The sequence below is a fragment of the Variovorax sp. 278MFTsu5.1 genome (genome assembly GCF_048305045.1).
Taxonomy (GTDB): Bacteria; Pseudomonadota; Gammaproteobacteria; order Burkholderiales; family Burkholderiaceae_C; genus Variovorax; species Variovorax guangxiensis.
This window is the reverse complement of the sequence record NZ_CP157622.1, coordinates 5318314-5341051: the sequence shown is the minus strand read 5'-3', so window position 1 is coordinate 5341051 and position 22738 is coordinate 5318314. Positions and strand designations below refer to the sequence as shown.

20 protein-coding genes are annotated in these 22738 nt (G+C 68.1%); 8 read left to right on the top strand and 12 right to left on the bottom strand.

Going from position 1 to position 22738, the window contains the following annotated elements:
* Positions 1-35: 35 nt before the first annotated feature.
* Positions 36-1001 (bottom strand): LysR family transcriptional regulator, encoded by a 966-nt coding sequence (locus tag ABL844_RS24680; protein WP_184641093.1) that lies wholly within the window; start codon positions 999-1001, stop codon positions 36-38.
* An 85-nt stretch (positions 1002-1086) separates the two neighbouring features.
* Here ABL844_RS24680 and ABL844_RS24675 point away from each other — a divergent pair, with 85 nt between their 5' ends.
* The 3 genes from ABL844_RS24675 to ABL844_RS24665 all read left to right on the top strand — a co-directional run bounded on the left by ABL844_RS24675 (position 1087) and on the right by ABL844_RS24665 (position 6226).
* On the top strand, positions 1087-1962 hold the full coding sequence (locus ABL844_RS24675) for an amidohydrolase family protein (protein ID WP_418129350.1): 876 nt from the start codon (positions 1087-1089) through the stop codon (positions 1960-1962).
* Positions 1963-1983: 21 nt separating this feature from the next.
* Positions 1984-2973, top strand: coding sequence for a Bug family tripartite tricarboxylate transporter substrate binding protein (locus tag ABL844_RS24670; protein ID WP_418129349.1), 990 nt, complete (start codon positions 1984-1986; stop codon positions 2971-2973).
* A gap of 172 nt (positions 2974-3145) precedes the next feature.
* Positions 3146-6226, top strand: coding sequence for an FAD-binding and (Fe-S)-binding domain-containing protein (locus ABL844_RS24665; protein ID WP_418131948.1), 3081 nt, complete (start codon positions 3146-3148; stop codon positions 6224-6226).
* An 87-nt stretch (positions 6227-6313) separates the two neighbouring features.
* Here the strand turns inward: ABL844_RS24665 and ABL844_RS24660 are convergent, their stop codons facing one another.
* The 9 genes from ABL844_RS24660 to ABL844_RS24620 are packed head-to-tail and all read right to left on the bottom strand — an operon-like array spanning position 6314 to position 14764.
* A complete protein-coding gene (locus tag ABL844_RS24660; protein WP_418129347.1) occupies positions 6314-7234 on the bottom strand; it encodes an SMP-30/gluconolactonase/LRE family protein in 921 nt (306 codons plus the stop codon).
* Positions 7235-7257: 23 nt separating this feature from the next.
* Complete coding sequence (locus tag ABL844_RS24655) at positions 7258-8145, bottom strand: amidohydrolase family protein (RefSeq protein ID WP_418129345.1); 888 nt, start codon at positions 8143-8145, stop codon at positions 7258-7260.
* Positions 8146-8158: 13 nt separating this feature from the next.
* Positions 8159-9121: a tripartite tricarboxylate transporter substrate binding protein gene (locus ABL844_RS24650; RefSeq protein ID WP_418117556.1), complete on the bottom strand. Its 963-nt coding sequence runs from the start codon at positions 9119-9121 to the stop codon at positions 8159-8161.
* Positions 9122-9143: 22 nt separating this feature from the next.
* On the bottom strand, positions 9144-10130 hold the full coding sequence (locus ABL844_RS24645) for a Bug family tripartite tricarboxylate transporter substrate binding protein (RefSeq protein WP_418129344.1): 987 nt from the start codon (positions 10128-10130) through the stop codon (positions 9144-9146).
* Positions 10131-10174: 44 nt separating this feature from the next.
* Complete coding sequence (locus tag ABL844_RS24640; protein ID WP_418129343.1) at positions 10175-11104, bottom strand: NAD(P)-dependent oxidoreductase; 930 nt, start codon at positions 11102-11104, stop codon at positions 10175-10177.
* Positions 11101-11790: an RraA family protein gene (locus ABL844_RS24635; protein WP_418129342.1), complete on the bottom strand. Its 690-nt coding sequence runs from the start codon at positions 11788-11790 to the stop codon at positions 11101-11103. Before ABL844_RS24635 ends, ABL844_RS24640 begins: the two co-directional genes overlap by 4 nt.
* Before the next feature lie 55 nt (positions 11791-11845).
* On the bottom strand, positions 11846-12832 hold the full coding sequence (locus ABL844_RS24630) for a Bug family tripartite tricarboxylate transporter substrate binding protein (protein WP_418129341.1): 987 nt from the start codon (positions 12830-12832) through the stop codon (positions 11846-11848).
* A complete protein-coding gene (locus tag ABL844_RS24625) occupies positions 12829-13761 on the bottom strand; it encodes an amidohydrolase family protein (RefSeq protein ID WP_418129339.1) in 933 nt (310 codons plus the stop codon). Before ABL844_RS24625 ends, ABL844_RS24630 begins: the two co-directional genes overlap by 4 nt.
* A 16-nt stretch (positions 13762-13777) precedes the next feature.
* Positions 13778-14764 carry a Bug family tripartite tricarboxylate transporter substrate binding protein gene (locus ABL844_RS24620; protein ID WP_418129337.1) on the bottom strand — a complete coding sequence of 329 codons (987 nt, stop codon included), beginning with the start codon at positions 14762-14764 and terminating at the stop codon, positions 13778-13780.
* A gap of 169 nt (positions 14765-14933) precedes the next feature.
* Between ABL844_RS24620 and ABL844_RS24615 the strand changes: the two genes are divergently transcribed.
* Entirely contained in the window at positions 14934-15680 is a 747-nt protein-coding gene (locus tag ABL844_RS24615) for an IclR family transcriptional regulator (RefSeq protein ID WP_418131947.1), read from the top strand.
* Between the two features lie 10 nt (positions 15681-15690).
* Here ABL844_RS24615 and ABL844_RS24610 read toward each other — a convergent pair whose 3' ends face one another.
* Positions 15691-16701: a LacI family DNA-binding transcriptional regulator gene (locus tag ABL844_RS24610; RefSeq protein WP_418131946.1), complete on the bottom strand. Its 1011-nt coding sequence runs from the start codon at positions 16699-16701 to the stop codon at positions 15691-15693.
* A 296-nt stretch (positions 16702-16997) separates the two neighbouring features.
* On the opposite strand from ABL844_RS24610, the gene ABL844_RS24605 reads away from it, so the two are divergent.
* Genes ABL844_RS24605 through ABL844_RS24590 form a run of 4 tightly spaced genes read left to right on the top strand, consistent with a single transcriptional unit; the run spans position 16998 to position 21674 of the window.
* On the top strand, positions 16998-17930 hold the full coding sequence (locus ABL844_RS24605; RefSeq protein WP_418129336.1) for an SMP-30/gluconolactonase/LRE family protein: 933 nt from the start codon (positions 16998-17000) through the stop codon (positions 17928-17930).
* Positions 17927-19441, top strand: a complete 1515-nt coding sequence (locus ABL844_RS24600) for a sugar ABC transporter ATP-binding protein (protein ID WP_418129334.1) — start codon at positions 17927-17929, stop codon at positions 19439-19441. The genes ABL844_RS24605 and ABL844_RS24600 overlap by 4 nt, the downstream gene beginning before the upstream one ends.
* Positions 19438-20526 carry an ABC transporter permease gene (locus ABL844_RS24595; protein ID WP_418129333.1) on the top strand — a complete coding sequence of 363 codons (1089 nt, stop codon included), beginning with the start codon at positions 19438-19440 and terminating at the stop codon, positions 20524-20526. Before ABL844_RS24600 ends, ABL844_RS24595 begins: the two co-directional genes overlap by 4 nt.
* A 32-nt stretch (positions 20527-20558) precedes the next feature.
* A complete protein-coding gene (locus ABL844_RS24590; protein ID WP_418129331.1) occupies positions 20559-21674 on the top strand; it encodes a substrate-binding domain-containing protein in 1116 nt (371 codons plus the stop codon).
* A gap of 22 nt (positions 21675-21696) precedes the next feature.
* Here ABL844_RS24590 and ABL844_RS24585 read toward each other — a convergent pair whose 3' ends face one another.
* Positions 21697-22641 (bottom strand): alkaline phosphatase D family protein, encoded by a 945-nt coding sequence (locus ABL844_RS24585; RefSeq protein ID WP_418129330.1) that lies wholly within the window; start codon positions 22639-22641, stop codon positions 21697-21699.
* Between the last annotated feature and the right edge of the window lie 97 nt (positions 22642-22738).

Sequence of the window (22738 nt, the reverse complement as noted above, 5' to 3'; positions counted from 1 at the left end):
GTTGAAGCGGCGTCGCCCGGCTCATCCAATCGCCGTCAGTCTTGCACGTGCGATTTCTTGTGCGCGTCCTGAAAGATCTGGTGGATCAGCTCCCTGAACCATTTGTGGCCGGGATCGTGATCGTTGCGGGGATGCCAGACGGCATCGATGGAAAGCGCCAGCTCCGGCAGCGGGAACGGAAAGGCGACGCAGTTCGAGCCTGAGAGCACGCTGCCCATCCAGTGAGCCGGCATGGCGGCAATCAGGTCGGTGGATTCGATCACCGGCACCATGCCTTGCCATGTGGGCACCTGGATCATGACCCGGCGTGCCAGCCCGCGCTCGGCGAGCAGTTCGTCGAGGATGCTGCTGCCGACCCCCGAGACCTTCAGGTGCCCGAGTTCGAGGTATTTGTCCAGGGTCAGCGGTGCGGATGCGGCGGGGTGGCCTTTCCTCATCAACACCATCCATCGGTCGTCCAGTATTCGTCGGGAGGCGGAAAGAACGGAGTGCCCCCGGGAAACGGAGAGCCTGATCTCCACGCCTTCGTATTCGACGCGGTCCGACGGCTGGCGCATCTCGAAAGACTGCACCGAGAGGCTGACACCCGGCGCCACGGTGCGCAGTTCGACGCACAGGCGCGGCAGCAGGAGGATGCCGACATAGTCGGACACGCGCAGAAGAAAAGTCCTTCTCGCAGTGGCGGGGTCGAACTCCCCGGCAACCCCGATGGCGTTCTCGATTTCGCTGAAGGCCTTTCTGAAACTCTTCGCGAGGCGAACGGCCTCGGGGGTCGGAACCATGCCTTGCGCGGTTCGCAGCATCAGGGGGTCCTTGAACTGGTCCCTGAGACGGCGTAACGCGTGGCTCACGGCAGAAGAGGTCAGGTTGAGCCTGGCCGCCGCCTTGCTCACGCTTCGCTCTTCGACGAGCGCTTCGAACATCACCAGGAGGTTGAGGTCGATCCTGCGAAGGTTGATCGCTGCGCGATCCTGGTCCGGGGAAAGCTGAATTTCATTCATTTGAATGATGATGGTAATGAATTTGACTGACTGTGGGCCGAGCCAAAACAATCTGGCCTGCACTTAACCAGACAGTTCGGAATCCATGGCAATCACAGGCCGCCACGACGCAGCCCACCAGGCGCTTCCTGGTGAAAAACAAAGAATCTTTCCTGAGGGGGCATGCGACACGCACTTGCATGTTTTCGGATCTCCGGAGGCATTCCCGTTCATCGCCGAGCGCTCGTACACCCCGCCGCCGGCCACGATCGAACAGTACTGGTCTGCCTATGGGCCCTTGGGCATGGATCGCTGCGTTCTTGTCCAGCCGAGCGTGTACGGCCGCGATCACTCGCTGCTGAAACGGACACTGGCCGGCGCTGCTCCCGGCAGCATGCGCGGCGTGGCCGTCATCTTCGAAGACACGCCGGATGCCGAGATCGAGGAACTGCATCGACTCGGAGTGAGGGGCGCCAGATGCAATGCGCTGTTCAGCGGAGGCGTTTCCGCCGCCGGCCTGCAATCCATTGCGGATCGGGTGAAGGGACTTGGGTGGCACATCCAGTTGCTCGTGAACATCGATGCGGATTTCAGCCTCGTCCAGCGCCTGGCCGAAAAGGGCATGAGCGTCGTGGTGGACCACTTCGGCCATCCGTCGAACTGCGGCGACATCGACAGCAGGGGCGTCAAGGGCCTTCGAAGCCTGCTTCAGGAGGGATGTGCCTGGGTCAAGTTCTCGGGCGCATACCGGATATCCGCGACAGGCTCAGGCGTCGACCCCGCCGTGCTGCCGCTGGCGCACAGCCTGGCGCACGCGAATCCCGATCGCATCGTCTGGGGCTCTGACTGGCCCCATCCCGGCGTCGACGCGAAGTCGACCGCCAGCATCGAGCTGGCAAACCTGATCACCCACTGGTTTCCCGAGGAAATCAGGCGCAAGGCCCTTGTCGAGAACCCGACCCGGCTTTATTGGAACGACTGATTTTTCAAGAAGGAGACATTCATGTTCAATCAAAAAAGCAGCCGCAGAGCTTTCCTGCAAGGTGCCGCATCGCTCGCTGCCTGCGCCGCACTCCACCCCGCCATTGCGCAGAATCGCTTTCCTTCGAAGTCGATCACCCTGGTGGTTCCCTTCGCACCGGGAGGGAACGTGGACATCGTCGCGCGCTCGCTGAGCGTGCCGCTGACCAGGCTGGTCGGCCAGTCCGTGATCATCGACAACCGTGCCGGCGGCGGCGGCGCCGTGGGAACGGGCGCAGTTGCGAGAGCCGAGCCCGACGGGCACACGCTGCTGGTGGCGACACCCGGTCAGCTGGGAACCCTTCCGGAGATCATCAAGGTGCCCTACAAGGCGGACAGCCTGACGCCGGTCGCTCTGCTCAGCCGTACGCCCGTCGTCGTGGTCGTGCGCGCCAACGACCCGCGGTTCAAGACCGCTGCGGACTTCCTGAAGGTCGCCAAGGCTGCCAGCCAGAGCGTGACGGTCGGCCACGCAGGCCCCGGCTCTCCCAACCACCTGGCGCTGCTCCAGTTCGAGGACTCCGCCAAGGCGCAGGTCAATGCCGTGCCCTACAAGGGTTCGGGCCCGGCCCTGGTCGATCTGATGGGCGGCCAGATCGACGCCGTGGTTGACCAGATCACGAGTTCCACCCCGCACATCAAGAGCGGCGCGCTGCGTGCCCTCATCGTGCTGGGCCCGCAGGGCGGCGGGCTTCTCGCGAACGTCCCGACACTTGCGCAACTGGGCTTGCCTTCGTTCGACGCAACCACCTTCGTCGGATTGTTCGCGCCCCGGGGCACGCCTGCCGCCAGCGTCGCCAGCCTGCAGGACTGGGCGACCAAGGCCGTGGCCCAGCCGGAGTTTTCCAACGTGATCAAGGACCTGGGCAGCGAGCCCGTCGGAGGCACAGGCGCTGCGCTCCAGAAGCTGGTCAGCGCCGAGTCGGCCCTGGCTGCGCAGATGGTCAAGCAGGGACGCCTGAAGTCCGACTGATCGGCACCGGATCGCCTGGCGCGAGGATCGCAAGGCGCATGACTTACTGGAAGGAAAGCGGCCGTGCGGGCGCTGCAGGTGCGCGCAGGCTCTTGCGGCTTTGCCGGCCGCGGCCTTGCAAGCGCAGGCAGGCCGGCCGACTGCCCCTCGCAACCGTGGAACCCCGAAATTGATCGAGATCATTCCAGCCCCCGTCGCACTGCAAAGCGGCTACCAGCGCTTTCTCCATGCATTGGGCGCGGCAGGCTTCCGTGGCGAGATCTCGCCGCGATACGCCGACCGCACCGTCCTCGCCACGGACAACTCGATCTACCAGCGCCTGCCCCAGGCCGTGGTCTTCCCGCTGGACGGGGCGGACGTCGAAACGCTCGCGAAGCTGCTCGCCGCGCCGGAGCATCGGCAGGTGGTCGTTTCCGCGCGTGGCGGCGGGACGGGCACCAACGGGCAGTCGCTGACGGACGGCATCGTGGTCGACCTCTCCCGGCATCTCAACCGGATTCTCTGGATCGATCCCGTCCGGCGAGTGGCAAGGGTGCAGGCGGGCGTGGTTAAGGACCAGCTCAACGCGGCGCTGCAGGAGCATGGACTCTTCTTCGCACCGGAGCTGTCGACCTCCAACCGCGCCACGATAGGCGGGATGATCAACACGGACGCGAGCGGCCAGGGAAGCTGCACCTACGGCAAGACGCGGGACCATGTGCAGGAACTCGACATGGTCATGCTGGGCGGCATTCGCTTTTCGAGCAGATCCGTCGATGCCCGCGAACTGCAGGTGCAGTTGCAGAAAGACGGGCCAGTGGGTGCCGTGTGGCGCTGCGCACACCAGATCGCCACCCGGCATGCCGACCTGATCGCGGCGCGCTTTCCTCCGCTGAATCGCTGCCTCACCGGCTATGACCTGGCACACCTCGGGGAACCCGGCGATCGCTTCAACCTCAACAGCGTCCTGTGCGGCGCAGAAGGTTCGCTGGGATTCGTGGTCGAGGCCGAGATCGGGCTGCTCCCCATTCCCCGGTATTCGGTGCTGGTCAATGTGCGGTACGCCAGCTTCATGGATGCTCTGCGGGACGCAAGATTCCTGATGCAGCATCGCCCGCTGTCGATCGAGACGGTCGATTCACAGGTGTTGAACCTGGCGATGGGCGACATCGTCTGGCAGGACGTGGCGGAGTACTTCCCTGTCGACGGCGACAGGCTTCCGACCCGTGGCATCAACCTGGTCGAATTCTGCGCAGACTCGCAGGAGGAACTGCGCGAGCGCGCGGCGGCCTTCGTCGGCCATCTTGCGGACGATGCCACTGCGGCGCGCATCGGCCACACGGTCGCTTGGGGGAAGGCTTGCGTGGAGAAGGTCTACGCGATGCGCAAGCGCGCTGTCGGATTGCTGGGCAACGTGCCGGGCGAGGCCCGGCCTCAGCCTTTCGTCGAAGACACTGCGGTGCCGCCGGAGAAGCTTGCCGACTACATCGAAGAGTTCAGGGCGCTGCTCGACGGCCACGGGCTGAGCTATGGCATGTTCGGCCATGTGGATGCGGGCGTGCTTCATGTCCGGCCGGCGCTGGATCTGAGAAACCCGGCCCACGCGGCGTTGATCCGCACGATCTCCGATGAGGTCGCGGAGTTGACGCTGAAATACGGCGGCGTGTTGTGGGGCGAGCACGGGAAGGGCGTTCGTTCCGAGTACGCGCCGAAGTTCTTCGGTCCGTTGTACCCGGCACTGCAGCAACTCAAGGCTGCGTTCGACCCATACAACCAGCTGAACCCGGGAAAGATCGCCACTCCCGCGGGCCAGCTTGCAGAGTTGCTGCGTATCGACGAAGTCCCTTTGCGCGCCGACGCCGATCGCCAGATCGACGAACGCGTCTGGCAAAGCCACGCAAGTGCGCTTCGCTGCAACGGCAACGGCGCCTGCTACAACTTCGACCCTGACGATGCGATGTGCCCCTCATGGAAGGCCACGCGTGAACGCAGGCATTCGCCGAAGGGCCGTGCGGCCCTGATGCGGGAGTGGCTGCGTTTGCAGGGCAATGCGGGGGTCGATGTACTCGGGGTGGCTGCGCAGCAGCCTTCGTTCGTCGCCGGATTCGCCAGGCGCTGGAAGAGCGGCCGTGGTCGCGCGGTGGCCCGCAACGGTGCTTCCGATGACTTCTCCCACGAGGTCTACGAAGCGATGAGCGGTTGCCTGGCCTGCAAGTCGTGCGCGGGGCAGTGCCCTGTCAAGGTCAACGTCCCGGATTTCCGCTCGCGCTTCCTGGAGCTCTATCACTCCCGTTACTCGCGGCCGATGAAGGACTACCTGATCGGTTCGCTCGAATTCAGCGTGCCGTTCTTCGCGCGGGTTCCGTGGCTCTACAACGCGGCGATGTCCTCCAGCCTGCTGCGTCGCATGCTCGAACGCCATGCGGGCATGGTCGACAGTCCGCTGCTGAGCCGTTTCGACTTCCGTGCCACGCTGCGTCGCTGGGGCGTACGCACTGCCACCGAGCGGTCGCTGATGGCTCTGACGCATGCGCAGCGGGCCCGGTCCGTCGTCCTCGTTCAGGATGCCTTTACGCGCTATTTCGATACGCACGTTTTCTCGGCATTCATCGAACTCGCTTCACGGCTCGGGTACACGGTGTGGCTGGCGCCTTTCATGCCGAACGGCAAGCCGCTTCACGTCCTTGGCTTTTTGAAGGGGTTCGGCCGTGCAGCGCGCAGGAACGCGGCGATGCTCGACGAACTGGCTTCGTGCGGCGTGCCGCTCGTCGGCCTCGACCCTGCGATGACGCTCGTGTATCGACAGGAATACGCGAAGCTCCCAACCCTGGAGAAGCCTCCCGCCGTGCAGCTTCCGCAGGAGTGGCTGCTCGATGTTCTGCCCCGGATGAATCCGCAACCCGCAGCGGGAGACTTCCGGCTTCTGGGCCATTGCACCGAAAGGACGAACGCGCCTGCGGCCGCGGCCTTGTGGCCCGATGTGTTCGCCCGCGCCGGTTTGAAGCTCCAGCAGCAAGCCAGCGGCTGCTGCGGCATGTCGGGGACCTATGGCCATGAGAGCGTGAACGTCGCGACGTCCCGCCAGATCTACTCCCTGTCCTGGGAGCCGATACTGAAGGATGGGGAGACGCAGAAGACGGAGTTCCTGGCGACGGGCTACTCCTGTCGCAGCCAGGCCAAGCGAATGGAGAGCCGGCATCTCCGGCATCCCGTGGAGGTATTGCTCCAGTTCCATGCCCGGACCGCGTCACCCGCGACGGGCCGAAGGCAATGACCTGCGGGTGCGCGACGAAAAACTGACTCGGCAACTGCCTTCGCGAGTGCTCGCGCCACGCACGAGCCCCCAGCGAAGCTCAGCCCCTCAGTCGTCCAATCGATGCAGCTCCACGCCCGGCGCGTCGAGCTCTGCCTTCAACACATTGCCGTGCGTCGAATCGGTGACGAACAGCGTGCACCTGTCCGGCCCGCCGAAGGCGATGTTCGTGGTGGACGCGCCGACGGGGCCGCGCAGCACCATGACCGGCTCGGCACGCGCATCGAGCACCCACACGATGCCCAGGCCCGGGTTTGCGACCAGCAGCCGCCCCTGTGCGTCGACGGCGAGCCCGTCGGGGCCGCTCGGACCATGGGACGTGAAGAACTGGCCCACCTTGGCGACGCTGCCGTCCGCGAGCAGCGGCACGCGCCACACGCAGTTGCCGCGCGTCACGGCGAGGTAGAGCACCTTGCCGTCGGGCGAGAGCGCCACGCCGTTGGGGCTGGGCACGTTCGACAGCAGCAGGTCGAGCTGCCCGTCGGGCCGCAGGCGATACAGGCGCCCCGACGGGTCGTGCAGACCGCTCTGGCCCTGGTCGGTGAAGTAGACGTTGCCCCGCGCGTCCAGCACCAGGTCGTTCACGCCCTTGAAGCTCTCGGTGTTGCGCCGCTGCAGGTGCGGCGTGACGCTGCCGGTGTGCACGTCCACGCGCATCAGGCCGCTCCTGTAGTCGGTGACGAGCAGCGTGTTCGCGTCGATGAACTTCATGCCGTTCGGTTCGCCGTCGTATTCGGCCACCAGCGTCCACTCGCCCGAGGCGTCGATGCGGAAGATGCGGCCGAAGGGAATGTCCGAGACATAGAGGTTGCCGGCGTCGTCGAACACCGGGCCTTCGAGGAAGGAGTCGGTCGGCTGGCCGCCGCGGTTGGCGTCGGCCCAGATGCTCGGCTCGCGGCGCCGGAAATGCCCGGGCATGCTGGTGAAGGTCTGGAGCTCCAGCACCTGGGGCGCTTGCAGGAAGTACAAGTCGGTCTCCTTTGCGGCGCGGATCAGGCGGCCGCGAATCCATAGAGCTTCGCCGGGTTGTCGACGAGGATGCGCGTGCGCACGGCTTCGTCGCCGCACCATGCGGCGAGCACGTTCGCGAGGGCTGCGTCGTCCACCGTTCCCGGCGTCTCGGTCGTGTGCGGCCAGTCGCTGCCCCACACCAGCCGCTCGGGCGCGGCCTCGACCAGCGCGCGGCCCAGCGCGAAGGCATCGCGGTAGGCGGGTGCTCCGTCGCGCGATCGCATGTAGACGCCCGAGAGCTTCATCCATGTGTTGCCGCCGTCGAGCAGTCGCCGCGCCACGGTGAACGCCGCTGCATTGGCACCTTCGGCCGGATCGATGCGCGCCATGTGGTCGATGACCAGCGGCACCGGCAAGGTGGCCAGCACCGGTTCGAGTTCCACCAGCTGCTCCGGATGCACGAAGACCTGGATATGCCAGCCAAGCCGCGCCACCTTGCGCGCCAGCGTCGTCAGCATCTGCGGCGTGGTGGTGCCCCAGGACTGCGGCGTCACGAAGTTCACGCGCAGGCCGCAGACGCGCTGCGCTGCGAGGCGGTCGAGTTCATCGTCGGCCACATCCTCGGCGACGACCGCGACGCCGCGCGCCTGTTCGCCCAACTGCGCGAGCGCATCGAGGGTGCAGGCGTTGTCGGTGCCGTAGGTCGAAGGATTGACGACCACCGTGCGCGAGGTGCCCAGCCGCTGCTGCAGCAGGCAGTAGGCTGCCACCTCGGCGTGCGGCGGCTGGCGCTTCCAGTGCGGCGACGCGGCGAAGCGCGCATCGAAGATGTGCATGTGGCTGTCGCAGGCGCCTGCGGGCAGCGCGGGCGCAGGACGGTCCGTGCCCACCGAGTGGGGAACCGGCTGCGCGATGGAGGTGGCGTTCATTCGTGCGTTGTGGTCAATCGAGCTTGATGTTGCCCTTGCGGATCACCTCCGCCCACTTCGCGTCTTCCTTCTTCAGGAAGTCGGCGAACTCGGCGGAGGTCGAGCCGACCGGCTGCACGCCGACGTCGACGAAGCGCTTCTTCACTTCGTCTTCCTTCAGCGCCTCGACCACCGCCTTGTGCAGTTTCTCGGCGATGGGCGCCGGCGTGCCGGCCGGCAGGAACATGCCGTTCCATTCGTAGGCCTCGTAGCCGGGCGCCACGGTCTCGGCGATGGTCGGCACCTCGGGCAGCCGCGGCGAACGCTGCGGCGACGACACCGCCAGCGCGCGCAGCTTGCCGGAGGACACGAGCGGATACGACGCGGCGATGGTGCTGAACATGAAGTCGACCTGCCCGCCCATCACGTCGGTGATGGCGGGGCCGCCGCTCTTGTAGCCCACGTGCACCATGTCGAGCCCGAGCCGCTGGCGCAGCAGCTCCGCCGCGAGCCGCTGCACGGTGCCGCTGCCGCCCGATGCGAAGTTGATCTTGCCTGGCTCGGCCTTGGCCTTGTCCGCGAGGTCCTTGATGCTCTTCAAGGGCGAATCGGCGCGCACGATCACGATGTTGGGCGCCAGCGCCACGAGCGCGAGCGGCTGCAGCGCATTGGCGGCATAGGGCATGCGCGCGAAGAGATGCGGATTGATCGAGTAGGGCGTGGCGTCGTAGAGCACGGTGTAACCGTCGGGCGAGGCCTTGGCCGCAAAGCCCGCGCCGATGGTGCCGCTGGCGCCGGGCCGGTTGTCGACGATCACGGTGGTGCCCAGCTTCATGCCCACGCGCACGGCCAGCACGCGCGCGAGCGCATCCGCCGATCCGCCGGGTGCATAGGGCACGACCAGCGTGATGGGGCGCTCCGGATAGGCTGCGTGCGCGGAGGTCGCCGCTGCCGCGATGAGGGTGCATGCGGCGAGCATGCGTCGGATGGCTTTCATGGTGTGTTCCTCTTGTATGCGTTCATTCGGTCTTGAGGTCGAGCGATCGGGCGAGATCGCCGTAGAGCCTGACCTCGCCCGCGAGCTGCGCACCGAATGCGTCGCCGCAGGTGTTGCGGGCCTCCATGCCCAGCGAGCGCAGCTTTTCCTGCGTGGCCGGCGCCTGCGCGAATTCGGTGGCCACGCGGCGCAGCGCGGCCAGCACCTCGGGCGGTGTCTTCGCCGGCGCGAGCAGGCCGTACCAGGCGTCGGCCGTGTAGCCCTTGACGCCGGCCTCCTCGAAGGTCGGCACGCCGGGCAGCAGCGCCGAGCGCTTCGGCGCGGCCACCGCGAGCGCCGTCAGCTTGCCGCTCTGCACCTGCGCGAGCACCGAGCCCAGCGTGGCGAATGAGCTGTCGACCTGCCCGCCGATGAGATCGGTGACCGCCTGCGCCGCGCCCTTGTACGGGATGTGGTTCATCGACGTGCCCGTCAGCTGCGTGAACTGCGCGCTCGCGAAGTGGCCCGAGCTGCCCGAGCCCGGCGTGGCATAGGTGCGCTTGCCCGGCTCGGCCTTCACGGCCTGCAGGAAGGCGCCGAGCGTCTTCACCGGCATCGACGGACCCACCACCAGCACCGTGGGGCTCACGGCCAGCGAGCACACCGGCGCGAAGGAGCGCACCGCGTCGAACTTGACGCGCTGGCTGTAGAGCGCCGGGATCATGGTGTGGTTCGTCGCGCCCAGCAGCAGCGTGTAGCCGTCCGCCGGCGCGGCGGCGACCGCCTCGGCCGCGAGGATGGTGTTGGCGCCGGGCTTGTTGTCCACGACGAATGGCTGGCCCAGCGCGCGCGATGCATGGTCGGCGAAGGCGCGCGCCACCACGTCGGTGGGGCCGCCCGCCGAGAAGCCGACGAGCACGCGCACCGGCTTGGCAGGCCAGGCCTGTGCGTGCGCTTGCACCTGTAGCGCCAGTGCCATCGGCAGGCCGAGCGCGAACGCGGCCCAGCGGGCCTTCTTGCCGCTTTTCATTCTCTTGTCTCCTTGTCTTGGTTGGGGACGGTGGCGATGCCGCCTCAGCTGCTCGCCGCCGTCTGTCGCTCGAGCACCTGCAGCAGGTTCTTCGCGGCGCCCACGCCCATGTTGACGTAGGCATCGCTGGTCACGCCGCCGATGTGCGGGCTCAGCACGATGTTCTTCTCTCCCTGGAAGGGGTGGCCCGCTGTCATCGGCTCGACCGCGAAGCTGTCCAGCCCGGCCATCGACACCTGGCCGGAGCGCAGGGCCGCCAGCAGCGCCTCTTCGTCGATCAGGCCGCCGCGCGCGGTGTTGACGACGATCACGCCGCGCTTGCAGCGTGCGAGCGTGTCCGCATCCAGCAATCCCCGGTTCTCGTCGGTCAGCGGGCAGTGCAGCGAGATGGCGTCGGATTCGGCCCAGAGGGTCGCGAGGTCGACGGCCTGCACGTAGGCGGGCAGGTTCTTCGCATACGGATCGAAGCCGAGCACGCGCATGCCCAGCGCATCGGCCATGCGCGCGAAGCGCAGCCCGATGGCGCCGAGCCCGACGAGGCCGACGGTGCGGCCGCCGAGCTCGAGGCTCTTGTGCGTCGCCTTGTCCCAGTGGCCGGCGTGCATGCGCGCGTCCAGCGCCACCACCGACTTCGCGCAGGCCAGCAGCAGCGCGAGCGCCTGCTCGGCCACGGCCGCCGCGTTCGCGCCCACGGCCGCGACCACCTCGATGCCGCGTGCCTGCGCCGCCACCTTGTCGATGGTGTCGGTGCCGCTGCCGTGCTTGGAGATCACCTTCAGCGAAGGCGCGGCGTCCATGACGGCCGCGCCCACCTTGCCGTAGCGCACGATGATGGCCACCGGGTCGTGCGCGCGGCACAGCGCGACGAGGTCGTCCTCGGTCGGCGTCTTGCCCGCGTAGACGATCTCGTGGCCTTCGAGCAGCTTCACCGCCTGCGGCGCCAGGTCGGCGCCCGTCACCAGGATGGCCGTCACAGCGTCTCGCCTTCCTTCAGCACGCCCGCTGCACGCAGCGCGGAGTCGAGCCACTTGGCGGCGGTGTTGCCTTCCTTGATGGCGGCGATGCGTGCGGCCTCGTCCTTCACCTTCTTCGCGGCCAGCGGCAGCAGCGACTCGATCTTCTCGCGCTCCACCACCACCACGCCGTCGGCGTCGCCGACGACGAAATCGCCCGGGCACACCGTCACGCCACCGATCGACACCGGATGCCCGATGCGCCCGCCGATGTTCTTGGTCGGGCCGTTCGGATTGGTGCCGGCGCAGAAGACGGGGAAGTCCATCTCGTCGATCTCCAGGCTGTCGCGGCAGGCGCCGTCCATCACCACGCCGGCGATGCCGATCTGGCGGCACGCGGTCATCATGATCGTGCCCATGAGCGCCGACGTGAGGTCGCCCTTGCCGTCGATGACGAGCACGTCGCCGGGCTTGGCCATGGCGATGGCGGCGTGGATCATCAGGTTGTCGCCGGGGCGCACTTCCACGGTGAGCGCGGTGCCCGCCAGCTTCATGCGCGGGCGCAGGGCCTTGATGCGGCCGTCCAGCGCGCCGCGGCGGCCGGCCACGTCGGCAAGGATGGCCGGCTGGAACTCGGCCGCCTGCGCCACGATGTGCGCGGGCACGCGTTCGAAGTCGCGGATGACGTCGGGGAGGGGAGATGACATGGGGAAACCTCTTGGAGTGATGGTGATGGATGGCAGGAAATGAAGAGGGCCAGGCTCACTCGGGCCTGATGCCCGCGTCCTTGACAACCTTGGCCCACTTGGCCAGGTCCGCTTTCTGGGTGTCGGCGAGCTGCTGCGGCGTGCTGCCCACGAGGGTGACGCCGAGCTTGTCGGCCATGGCGGCGATCTCGGGGTCCTTCAGCTGGCGCACCACCTCGGCGTTGAGCTTCTGGACCACGGCGGCGGGCGTGCCCGCCGGCGCGTAGAGCGCCTGCCACTGCTCGACCACGAAATCCTTGAAGCCGGCCTGGCCCATGGTGGGGACATCCGGCAGTGCCTTGAGGCGCGCGGCCGAGGTGACGGCCAGTGCCCTCAGCTGGCCGCTCTGGATGTGCGGCAGTGCTGCGGCCACCGGCGCGAACATGAAGCTCGTGTGGCCGGCGAGCACGTCCTGGATGGCCGGCGTGTCGCCCTTGTAGGGCACGTGCGTCATGCGCGTGCCCGTCTGCAGGCGCAGCAGCTCGCCCTGCATCTGCAGGATGGTGCCGTTGCCGCCCGATGCGAACGACAGCTCCTCGGGCCGCGCCTTCGCCTGCGCGACGAGGTCTGCCACGGTGCGCATCGGCTGCGCGGCGCCGACGACCAGCACGTGCGGAATGGTCCCGATCAGCGTCACCGGCGCGAAGGCTGCCACCGGGTCGTACTGCATCTTCTGCAGCAGGTTCGGCACGATGGCCTGCGGGCCGATCGAGGTGCCCAGCAGCGTGTAGCCGTCGGGCGCGGATCGCGCGACGAAGGCCGAGCCGATGGTGCCCGTGGCGCCGGCCTTGTTGTCGATGATCACCGTCGTACCCAGCAGTGCGCCCAGCCGTTGCGCGATGGCGCGGCCGAGGATGTCGGTGGTGCCGCCCGGCGGGTAGGGCACGACCCAGGTGATGGGCCTGCCGGTGGGCCACTGGCCCTGAGCGAGTGCGGGCATCGACGTCGCGGCGAGCGCGGCCAGGCCCAATGCGCCGAAGCGGCGCCTGTGCATGCGGGTCATGTTGTCTCCGTGGAAGCGTTGTTCTGTCTGTCGAAGCCGTAGAGTGCGGCCGGGTTGTCGACCAGCACGCGGCGCAAGGCGTCCTGCGTCCCGGTCCAGCCGGCGAGCAATGCCATCTGCTGCGCGTCGTCGGGCATGGCCTGGTGGCCGGCACTGGCGCTGGCGTGCGGCCAGTCGCTGCCCCACACCACGCGCAGCAGCGCGGCCTGTAGGAAGCTCCTTGCCAGCGGTGCCACGTCCGCGAAGTGCGGCGGGCCTTCCTCGCTCACGATGTAGCTGCCCGATAGCTTGACCCACGCGCGGCCCGATGCGAGCAGGCGCAGCACCAGCGCATGCGCCGCGTGCCTGCCGGCCATCGATGGCGCGAGCCGTGCGAAGTGGTCGAACACGATGGGTACGGGCAGGTCTTCCAGCACATCGGCGAGCTGCACCAGCAGATCCGCCGGCGCGAGCAGCTGCAGGTGCCAGCCCAGCGGCGCGATGCGCCTTGCAAGCGGTGCGATCTGCGCCGCAGTGTTCGCGACGCCGAGCGAGAGATTGAGCCGGATGCCGCGCACGCCGCAGTCGTGCAGCGAGCGCAATTCGTCGTCGCCGGTGTTCTCGTCGATGACCGCCACGCCGCGCGCCTGTGCGCCGAAGGCGGCGAGCGCATCGCGCAGCGGGCGGTTGTCGGTGCCGTAGGTGGAGGGCGTCACGAACACCACGCGCTCGGTGCCGGTGCGCTGCTGCAGTCGGCGGTAGTCGTGCGCGGTGGCGTCCGGCGGCGTCAGCTTCGCGCCGGGTGCCGGCGGATAGCGCGAGTCGTACAGGTGCACGTGGCAGTCGCAGGCGCCGGATGGAACCTCGACCGGCGCGCGTCCTTGCCCGGCAGAGAAGGGTGCGGTGGGCATGGCGAGTGAAGCTGTGCCCGCGACGACGGAGCCGGTCATGGGGATGAGGCGGGGATCAGTCGAGCTTGATGCCCGAGGCCTTCACGATCGCGCCCCAGCGCACGCCGTCGGTGCGGATCAGCGAGGCGAACTTCTCGGGCGGGCCGGACAGCACCTCTGCGCCCTGCGCCGCGAGCTTCTTCTGCACGTCGGGCGTCGCGAGAGCCTTGTTGAACGCGGTGTTTAGCTTCGCGATCGCGTCCTTCGGCATCGCCGCGGGGCCCGCCACGCCGAACCAGGTGACGGCCTCGAAGTCCTTGTAGCCGGCCTCGACCATGGTCGGCACGTCGGGCAGGTCGCGGTTGCGCTGCAGCGAGGTCACTGCCAGCGCGCGCAGCTGTCCGCTCTTGATCTGCGCGATGAGCGTCGGCACCGACGACACGTAGATCTGGATCTGCCCGCCGACGAGATCGGTCAGGCCCTGCGACGCGCCCTTGTAGGGCACGTGCGTGAGCTGGATGCCGGCGACCTTCTGGAACTGCTCGGTCGCGAGATGGGCCACGGTGCCGTTGCCCGAGCTCGCATAGTTGAGCGCGGTGGGCTTGGCCTTGGCGGCGGCGACCACGTCGGCGAGCTTCCTGTAGGGCGAGGCGGAGGACACGACCACCACCAGCGGTGCCGATGCGACGAGGCCCACCGCCGCGAGATCCTTCACCGGGTCGTAGGGCAGCTTGGCGTACAGCGAGGGGTTGATCGCGAGGTTGCTGGTCTGGCCCAGCACCAGCGTGTAGCCGTCGGGGCTGGCCTTGGCTGCCGCGTCGACGCCGATGTTGCCGCCGGAGCCGGGCTTGTTGTCGATGACGATGGTCCAGCCTTCGGAAGTAGCGACCTTGTTCGCCACTTCGCGGGCAATGATGTCCGTGCCGCCGCCCGGCGGGAAGGGTACGACGAGCTTGATCGGGCGCGCCGGATAGGCCTGCGCCAGCGCCATGCCCGAGGCGAGAAGAAGGGCGAGGCCGAGGGCCGCGCGGCGAGGGGTGGAGCCGAGGCTCGAGGTACGCATTGATCTGTCTCCGAATCGTTCGTTGGGCACCTGCAGGCCGTGCTGCGAGGCGTGGAGCGACTTTAGGTTTGCGTTCCATTCCATACAATGGTGGTCCACTGAACGGACCTTGGACCACTGTGTGAAACGAAATTCGAAGACTGGATCCGCGCTCAAGGAAGTGATCGAGATGCCCCGCGAGGCGGATGCCGAGGCCTCGGGCGGTGTCACCGCCGTCACCCGCGCGCTGCAGCTGCTCGACGCCTTCGGCATGCAGGACGAGCATCTCTCGCTCGCGGAGCTCACGCGCCGCAGCCAGATGCACAAGACGACCGCTCTGCGCCTGCTGCGCACGCTGGCGCTTGCCGGCTACGTGGTGCAGCGCGAGGACGGCGGCTGGAGGCTCGGCCCCGCGGCGGGTTGGCTGGGCGCGCGCTACCAGGCCAGCTTCGACGCCAACGGCGTGGTGGAGCCGATGCTGCTAGCCCTGTCGCAGGCAACGGGCGAGAGCGCCGCGTTCTACGTCCGCGAGGGAAATTCCAGAACCTGCCTGGCCCGCGTGGAGGGACCGCAGCCCATCCGGCACCACGCACGCATGGGCGCGATGCTGCCCCTGGACCTTGGCTCACCGGGCCGCGTGATCCTCGCGTTCTCGGGCGAGCCCGGAAAACTCTACGAGGACATCCGCAAGAAGGGCTACCACTACTCCATCGGCGAGCGCGAGAAGAACGTGGCGACGGTGTCGGCGCCCGTCTTCGGGCTGCGCTGGGCGTTGCTGGGCTCGGTGTGCATCTCGGGTCCCTCGGACCGTCTGCCCAAGGCCAAACTGCTCGGCCACGCCAAGACGATCATGAAGGCTGCGAACGAGCTCTCCTATGCGCTGGCGGGAAGGCCTACGGCGCAGACGCCTGCGGTGGTGTCGACCTGGCATCCGTGAGGGGGAGGGCTCAGGAACTCTCGCGCTGCTCGATGCGGAACGGAATCAGCACCGTCTCCGCGGGCGGCCGATGTCCCTCGCGCGTGCCGTCGATCACGCGCAGCAGCAGTTCCCCCGCCGCCTTGCCGATGCCCACGCAATCCACCGCCACGGTGGTGATGCGCGGATGGCAGGCGCGTGCGACCTCGAAGTCGCCGAAGCCCGCGATCGCGATGCGGCCGGGCACTTCCCAGCCGCGGCGCTGGCATTCCATCAGTGCGCCGAAGGCCGAGAGGTCGGACACGCAGATCACCGCGTCCACGTCGGGCCACTGGCGGATCAGCTGCGCCACGGCCTCGCCGCCCTGCGCCATCGAGATCGGCGGCTGGCCGAAGCTGATGACGCGGCCGTCGGGCAGGCCGAGTTCGCGGATCGCGTTCGCATAGCCGCGCTGGCGGTCGGCGCCGCGCGTGTCGCGGTTGGAGGTGCCGCCGATGAAGGCGATGCGCCGGTAGCCCTTGGCGTGCAGGTGGCGCACCATCGCGGCGGCGGCCTCGGCGTTCGAGAAGCCTACGGTGTGCTCGATGGGCGTGGCCGGCAGGTCCCAGGTCTCGACCACCGGCACGCCCGCTGCCTGCAGCATGGCGCGCGCGGCCGGCGTGTGCGAGCCGCCGGTGAGGATCACGCCCTCTGGCCGGCGCGCGAGCATGGCGCGCAGCAGGCGCTCCTCGGTCTCCACGCGGTAGTCGGTGTAGCCCAGCAGCACCTGCAGCCCGCGCGCTTCCACGGCGGCCGTGATGCCCTGCGCGGTTTCCGAGAAGTTGGAGTTGTTGAGCGACGGGATCAGCACCGCGACGAAGCCCGATCGCTTGCTGGAGAAGGTGCGCGCCGTCTGGTCGATGACGTAGCCCATCTCCTCGCACGCCTGAAGGATGCGCTGGCGCAGCGCCTCGGAGGTCACGCGGTCGCTGCTCGCGCTGCGGTTGAGCGCGCGGGACACCGTCATCTTCGACACGCCGACGCGCGCGGCCACGTCGGCCATCGTCGCGGGGCGGGTGAGGGCGGGAGCAGGGGCGGCGGAGGCTTTGGTCGGAGGCAAGGAGCTTCTTTCTTTCTTTCTCTCTCGGAAGGCGGGTTCGAGGATATGCGACGAGGGCCGTGCGGTGCGAGATACCGATAACTGTATGAGTGCGTAAATCGATGCGCAAAGAATACAGCGCATACCCTTGAAAGCAGAATGAAATTGCGGTCCCTGCGCCTACGGGAAAAGCCTAAGTTACCGGTATCTTTTTGATGCCACACTGCGATCCCCAGTTCAGGGAAACCAGCGCCGTGGCCATGACCATCGAAGTCTTCGACTCCCGTTTCGCTCCCGTCGCCCAGGGGGCCGGCCCGCTCGAACGCCTGTGCACCGGCGCCGTCTGGAGCGAAGGGCCGGTGTGGATGCGCGAGGACGGCTCGGTGCTGTGGAGCGACATTCCCAACAACCGCATGCTGCGCTGGCACGCCGAAGAAGGCATGAGCGTGTGGCGCGAAGGCGTGGAGTTCACCAACGGCCACACGCGCGAGGCCGACGGATCGCTGCTGCATTGCTCGCACGGCCTGCGCGCCATCGTGCGCACGCGCTTCGCGGGTTCCGGCGAAGGCCTGCAGGCGCTGCCCGACGAGGTGGTGGTCGACCGCTACCAGGGCCGCCGGCTCAACTCGCCCAACGACATCGTCGTGAAGCGCGACGGCAGCATCTGGTTCACCGATCCGCCCTACGGCATCGTCTCCGACCGCGAGGGGCACAAGGCTCAGAGCGAGTTGGGCCGCAACTACGTGTTCCGATTCGACCCGGCGAGCGGCGCACTTCGCTCGGTGAGCGACTTCGTGGAGGAGCCCAACGGGCTGGCGTTCTCACCCGACGAGCGCATCCTGTACGTGAGCGACACCTCGGCCGCGCTGCGCACCGACGGCTCGGGGCATCACCACATCGTGGCGTTCGACGTGATCGGCGGGCAGGTCCTCGCGAACCCGCGCGTGTTCGCGGTGGTGAACCCGGGGCTGGCCGACGGATTCCGCGTCGATGTGCACGGCTTCGTCTACACCAGCAGCGCGGACAGCGTGCAGGTCTACCACCCCGACGGCACGCGCCTCGCGCGCGTCGCGGTGCCGGAGAAGGTGGGCAACCTCAGCTTCGGCGGGACCGACGGCGACGAGCTCTTCGTGTGCGCGTCGACCTCGCTCTACCGCATCCGGCTGAACACGAGCGGGGCGGTGCGCGCATGAGCACGCCGCTGCTGCAGTTCCAGGCCGTGAGCAAGCGCTTCGGCGGCACGCAGGCGGTCGACAAGGTCACGCTGGACGTGCGGGGCGGAGAAATCCTCGCGCTGCTGGGCGAGAACGGCGCGGGCAAGTCCACGCTCATCAAGCTGCTCGCGGGCATCCACGCGGTGGACGACGGCGAGATTCTTTTCGACGGCCGGCCGCAGTCCGAGTGGCGGCGCGCCGACCGGCGCGAGCAGCCGGTGGCATTCATCCACCAGGACCTTGGCCTCGTCGAATGGATGACCGTCGCCGAGAACGTGGGCCTGGGCACCGGCTACCCGCGCCGCTTCGGCCTCATCGACTGGAAGGCGGCGAACGACACGGCGCGCCGTGTGATGGCGCGCGTGGGCTGCGACATCGACCCCGGCCGCCGCGTCTTCTCGCTCACGCGCGCCGAGAAGTCGCTGCTCGCCATCGGCCGCGCGCTCGAGGTGAAGGCGCGGCTGCTGGTGCTCGACGAGCCCTCGGCCAGCCTGCCGATGAGCGACGTGGAGCGCATGTTCGGCGTGCTGCGCGAACTGCGCCGCCAGGGCATGGCGATGATGTACGTGTCGCACCGGCTCGACGAGGTGATGGCCATTTCCGACCGCGCGGCCGTGATGCGCGACGGCCGGCTGGTGGCGGTGAAGACCACGGCGCAGACCAGCGAGAGCGAACTGGTGGGGCTGATCGTGGGCAAGGCGCTCTCGGCCTCGGTGCAGAAGGCGAAGGCGCCCGCGCGAAGCGAGCCCTTGCTGAAGCTCGACGGCGCCGCCAGCGGCAACGCCGGCCCGCTGAGCCTGGCCGTGCATCGCGGCGAGGTGCTGGGCCTCGTGGGCCTGCGCGGCGCGGGGCACGAGGCCATCAGCCGCGCGATCTTCGGGCGCGAGCCGCTGTCGGCCGGGCGCATGCAGCTGCTGGGCAAGGCCTGCGGCTTCACCTGCCCCGCCGATGCGATTCGCGCCGGCGTGGCCTATGTGGCTGGCGAGCGGCTCGAGGAAAACCTGGCCGGCTCGATGAGCGTGCTGGAGAACCTGTTTCCCAATTCGACGCTGCACGGCGACCGCGGCCTGGCCTTCGACCGGCCACGCCGCGAGACCGAAGGCGCGCTCGCGCTCATCCGCCGCTTCGACATCAACCCGCCCGCGCCGTCGGCCGAAGTGCAGCAGCTCTCGGGCGGCAACCAGCAGAAGGTGGTGCTGGCGCGCTGGTTCCATCTCGACAAGCCGCTGGTGGTGCTCGAGGAGCCCACCGCGGGCGTCGACGTGGGCGCCAAGCGGCAGATCTACGGCGTGCTGCGCGAGCGCGCCGAGGCCGGCACCGCGCTGGTCGTCGTCTCCACCGACTTCGAGGAGATCGCGACCGTGTGCACCCGCGTGCTCGTCTTCCGCGACGGGCTGATCGCGGCCGAGCTCACGGGCGAGGCGATCACCGTCGAAAGACTCCTGGCATTGGCAGCAGGCGCGGCGACGCGCGAGGAAGTTCCCGCATGAGCAGCTCTATCAAGTCCACGGCGCTGGAGCCCGACAAGTCCCTCGATGGCGAGGCCGTTTCCCTGGCGCAGAGCCTCGGGCGCGCGATGCCGGTGTACGGCCTCGTCGTGCTCACGGTGGCGCTCGCGCTGCTGTTCTCGGTGCTGCTGCCCGAGACTTTTCCGACGCTGTTCAACCTGCGCGCGATCCTGGCCGACAAGTCGGTGATCGCGCTGCTGGCGCTGGCCGCGACCATTCCGATGATCACCGGCAAGATCGACCTCACCGTGGGCTACGGCATCGTGCTGTGGCACATCCTCGCGATCAGCCTGCAGACGCAGCTGGGCCTGCCTTGGCCGGCGGCGGTGCTGGTGGTGCTGCTGTGCGCGGCGCTGTTCGGGGTGCTCAACGGACTGCTGGTGGAGCTCGCGCAGATCGACTCGTTCATCGCCACGCTGGGTACGGGCACGGTGATCTACGCGATGGCCATGTGGCACAGCGGCGGGCGGCAGGTGGTGGGCGAGCTTCCCGATGGCTTCGTGGGCATCGCGGGCGGCAGCCTGCTGGGGCTGCCGGTGGGCGCGTTCTACGTGCTGGCGGTGAGCCTCACGCTGTGGGTGGTGACCGAGTTCACCCCGCTGGGCCGGGCGCTCTACGTGATCGGCGCGAACCCGAAGGCGGCGCAGCTCAACGGCATTTCGGTGCGCAGGCATGTGATGGGCGCTTTCGTCGCCTCGGGGCTGCTGTCGGGCTTCGCGGGCGTGCTGCTGGCCTCGCGGCTGCAGATCGGGCAGGCGAGCGTGGGGCTCGAGTTCCTGCTGCCGGCGCTGGTGGGAGCGTTTCTCGGCTCCACCACCATCCGGCCCGGCCGCGTGAACGTGTGGGGCACGCTGGTGGGCGTGGCGATTCTCGCCATCGGCATCTCGGGCATCCAGCAGTTCGGCGGTGCCTTCTACGTGGAGCCGCTCTTCAACGGCCTGACCTTGCTGGTGTCCATCGGCATCGCGGGCTGGGCGCAGCAGCGGCGCAACCGCTCGATCAAGCGGCGCATCGCCGAGCGGCAGCTCGATCACGCGCAACCGGTTCCCTCAACGCCGTCGGAATGACTGACGGCCAACTACGACGACTGGAGACAAGCATGAAGAAGAGTGTTCCCGCGCGCACCGTCGCCGCCGCGGTGCTGGCGCTGTGCGCAGCCGCACTGGCACCGAAGGCCATGGCCGACGACTTTCTCGAAGCCGCGAAGAAAAAGGTCGAGGTCGCGACCATGACCAAGGAGAAGTGGGACGGCCCCACCGCCGGCCCGAAGGCGGCGGCAGGCAAGACCATCGTCTTCGTCGCGGGCGACATGAAGAACGGCGGCATCGTCGGCGTCAGCAAGGGGGTGGAGGAAGCGGGCCGGGCCATCGGCTGGACGGTGCGCGTCATCGACGGGCAGGGCACGGTCAGCGGGCGCACGGCCGCGCTCAACCAGGCGCTGGCGGTGAAGCCCGCGGGCATCGTGGTCGGCGGTTTCGACACCACCGAGCAGAAGGCCGCGTTCGCGGGTGCCGCCAAGTCGGGCATTCCGCTGGTCGGCTGGCACTCGGGCGAGCAGCCCGGCCCGAACGACAAGGCGGGCCTCTTCGCCAACGTGACCACGGTGACCGACGACGTGGCCGACGTTGCGGCCTCGTGGGTGGTGGCCGATTCAGGCGGCAAGGCTGGCGTGGTGATCTTCACCGACTCGCAGTACGCCATCGCGCTCTACAAGGCGCGCGCGATGGAGGCCGTCATCAAGAAGTGCGGCGGCTGCACCGTGCTGAGCTTCGAGGACAGCCCGATCGCCGAAAGCTCCACCCGCATGCCGCAGCTCACCACTGCGCTGCTGCAGCGCTTCGGCGACAAGTGGACGCACTCGCTGGCCATCAACGACCTGTACTTCGACTTCATGGGCCCTTCGCTCACCGCAGCGGGCAAGAAGGGTGACGGCGCGCCCAAGGCGGTGTCGGCCGGTGACGGCTCGGAGGCCGCGTACCAGCGCATCCGCACGCAGCGCTTCCAGGCCGGCACGGTACCGGAGCCATTGAACATGCAGGGCTGGCAGATCGTCGACGAACTCAATCGCGCCTTCGCCAAGGAGAAGTGGTCGGGCTACGTGCCCAAGGTGCACCTGGTGACGGTGGGCAACGTGGGCAAGGACGGCGGGCCGAGGAACGTGTTCGACCCGGACAACGGCTACCGCAACCAGTACAAGGCGATCTGGGGCAAGTAGGCCGCAGCCCGCGGGAAGGCCTTCAGCGGATCTCCTGGTGCATGAAGGTGGCGTTGTCGATGACGTTGTGCATCTCCAGCCCCCGCTTGTCGAACAGCTTGATGTCGGTGCTCCCGGGCGTGTATTCGAGGATGCCGAAGTTCTCGCGCTCGCCCGTGAGGTAGTACTTGGTGACGAAGGCGCCGGAGGAGACCACCTCGAACATCTTCGTCTCTCCGGCCGGCGGCAGGAATGCGTTCTCGTGGATGTCGCCGGTCAGGAAGATCGACTTGCGCCCCTGGATGATCGCGCGGAACCTGGCGTAGTCGTCGCGGTAGCGCATCCATCCGTTGCCGGTCGCGCGAATGGGCATGCCTGCGCAGATCAGCACGTAGCCCTGCTCGTCGGCCAGTTCCTGCTTCAGGTAGTCGAGCTGCTTCTGGCCGAGCAGGGGCTTGGAGTCGCCGGGGGCGGTGCTGTACCAGCGGGTGTCGAGGAAGATGGCCTTGCCGATGCGCTGCTGCTGGTGCATCAGTGGAATCGAGTAGTAGATGCCGTCGACGGCCGGGTCGAGATGCGCCGGGTTCTTCAGTTGCTCGATCTGCATGTACTGGGTGAAGAGCCTGCGGGTCTGCTGCTTCACCGGCGCGCTGACGTCCGAGCCCTGCGCGTTGTTCCAGGCGAAGTCGTGGTCGTCCCAGGTGCCGTACACACCGCCGCCGTTGCCCTGCTTCTGGCGCAGCGCGTCGCGCAGGGCCTTGAAGTTCGGCACGTTCCACTGCGCTTCGTACTTGCCCTGCATCACGTCGGCGAACTTCGCCGCGTCCCACTTCGAGGGCTCGCCCAGTTTGGGAAAGTAGTCCATGTAGATCTGGTCGCCCAGCAGGAACAGGTAGTCGGGCTGCTCCTGCGCGATGCGGTCCCAGACGTGCTGGTAGCCGTCGGGGCCGGGCTTGAAGTTCATGCACGACGTGAAGGCGATCTTCATGGGGGACTCCTCTTCCGCCGGTCTGGGCGCCGGGGTGAGGCGGATCATAGGCAGCGGCCGCGCGTTGTCCCTCCGCAGAATATGGGATGGCGCCGCG

What these genes read in the sequence shown, in the direction of transcription:
- ABL844_RS24680 (WP_184641093.1), bottom strand. Translation starts at nt 1,001, where the DNA reads ATGAATGAAATTCAGCTTTCCCCGGACCAGGATCGCGCAGCGATCAAC.
- ABL844_RS24675 (WP_418129350.1), top strand. Translation starts at nt 1,087, where the DNA reads ATGGCAATCACAGGCCGCCACGACGCAGCCCACCAGGCGCTTCCTGGT.
- ABL844_RS24670 (WP_418129349.1), top strand. Translation starts at nt 1,984, where the DNA reads ATGTTCAATCAAAAAAGCAGCCGCAGAGCTTTCCTGCAAGGTGCCGCA.
- ABL844_RS24655 (WP_418129345.1), bottom strand. Translation starts at nt 8,145, where the DNA reads ATGAACGCCACCTCCATCGCGCAGCCGGTTCCCCACTCGGTGGGCACG.
- ABL844_RS24650 (WP_418117556.1), bottom strand. Translation starts at nt 9,121, where the DNA reads ATGAAAGCCATCCGACGCATGCTCGCCGCATGCACCCTCATCGCGGCA.
- ABL844_RS24645 (WP_418129344.1), bottom strand. Translation starts at nt 10,130, where the DNA reads ATGAAAAGCGGCAAGAAGGCCCGCTGGGCCGCGTTCGCGCTCGGCCTG.
- ABL844_RS24635 (WP_418129342.1), bottom strand. Translation starts at nt 11,790, where the DNA reads ATGTCATCTCCCCTCCCCGACGTCATCCGCGACTTCGAACGCGTGCCC.
- ABL844_RS24630 (WP_418129341.1), bottom strand. Translation starts at nt 12,832, where the DNA reads ATGACCCGCATGCACAGGCGCCGCTTCGGCGCATTGGGCCTGGCCGCG.
- ABL844_RS24625 (WP_418129339.1), bottom strand. Translation starts at nt 13,761, where the DNA reads ATGACCGGCTCCGTCGTCGCGGGCACAGCTTCACTCGCCATGCCCACC.
- ABL844_RS24620 (WP_418129337.1), bottom strand. Translation starts at nt 14,764, where the DNA reads ATGCGTACCTCGAGCCTCGGCTCCACCCCTCGCCGCGCGGCCCTCGGC.
- ABL844_RS24615 (WP_418131947.1), top strand. Translation starts at nt 14,934, where the DNA reads ATGCCCCGCGAGGCGGATGCCGAGGCCTCGGGCGGTGTCACCGCCGTC.
- ABL844_RS24610 (WP_418131946.1), bottom strand. Translation starts at nt 16,701, where the DNA reads ATGGCCGACGTGGCCGCGCGCGTCGGCGTGTCGAAGATGACGGTGTCC.
- ABL844_RS24605 (WP_418129336.1), top strand. Translation starts at nt 16,998, where the DNA reads ATGACCATCGAAGTCTTCGACTCCCGTTTCGCTCCCGTCGCCCAGGGG.
- ABL844_RS24600 (WP_418129334.1), top strand. Translation starts at nt 17,927, where the DNA reads ATGAGCACGCCGCTGCTGCAGTTCCAGGCCGTGAGCAAGCGCTTCGGC.
- ABL844_RS24595 (WP_418129333.1), top strand. Translation starts at nt 19,438, where the DNA reads ATGAGCAGCTCTATCAAGTCCACGGCGCTGGAGCCCGACAAGTCCCTC.
- ABL844_RS24590 (WP_418129331.1), top strand. Translation starts at nt 20,559, where the DNA reads ATGAAGAAGAGTGTTCCCGCGCGCACCGTCGCCGCCGCGGTGCTGGCG.
- ABL844_RS24585 (WP_418129330.1), bottom strand. Translation starts at nt 22,641, where the DNA reads ATGAAGATCGCCTTCACGTCGTGCATGAACTTCAAGCCCGGCCCCGAC.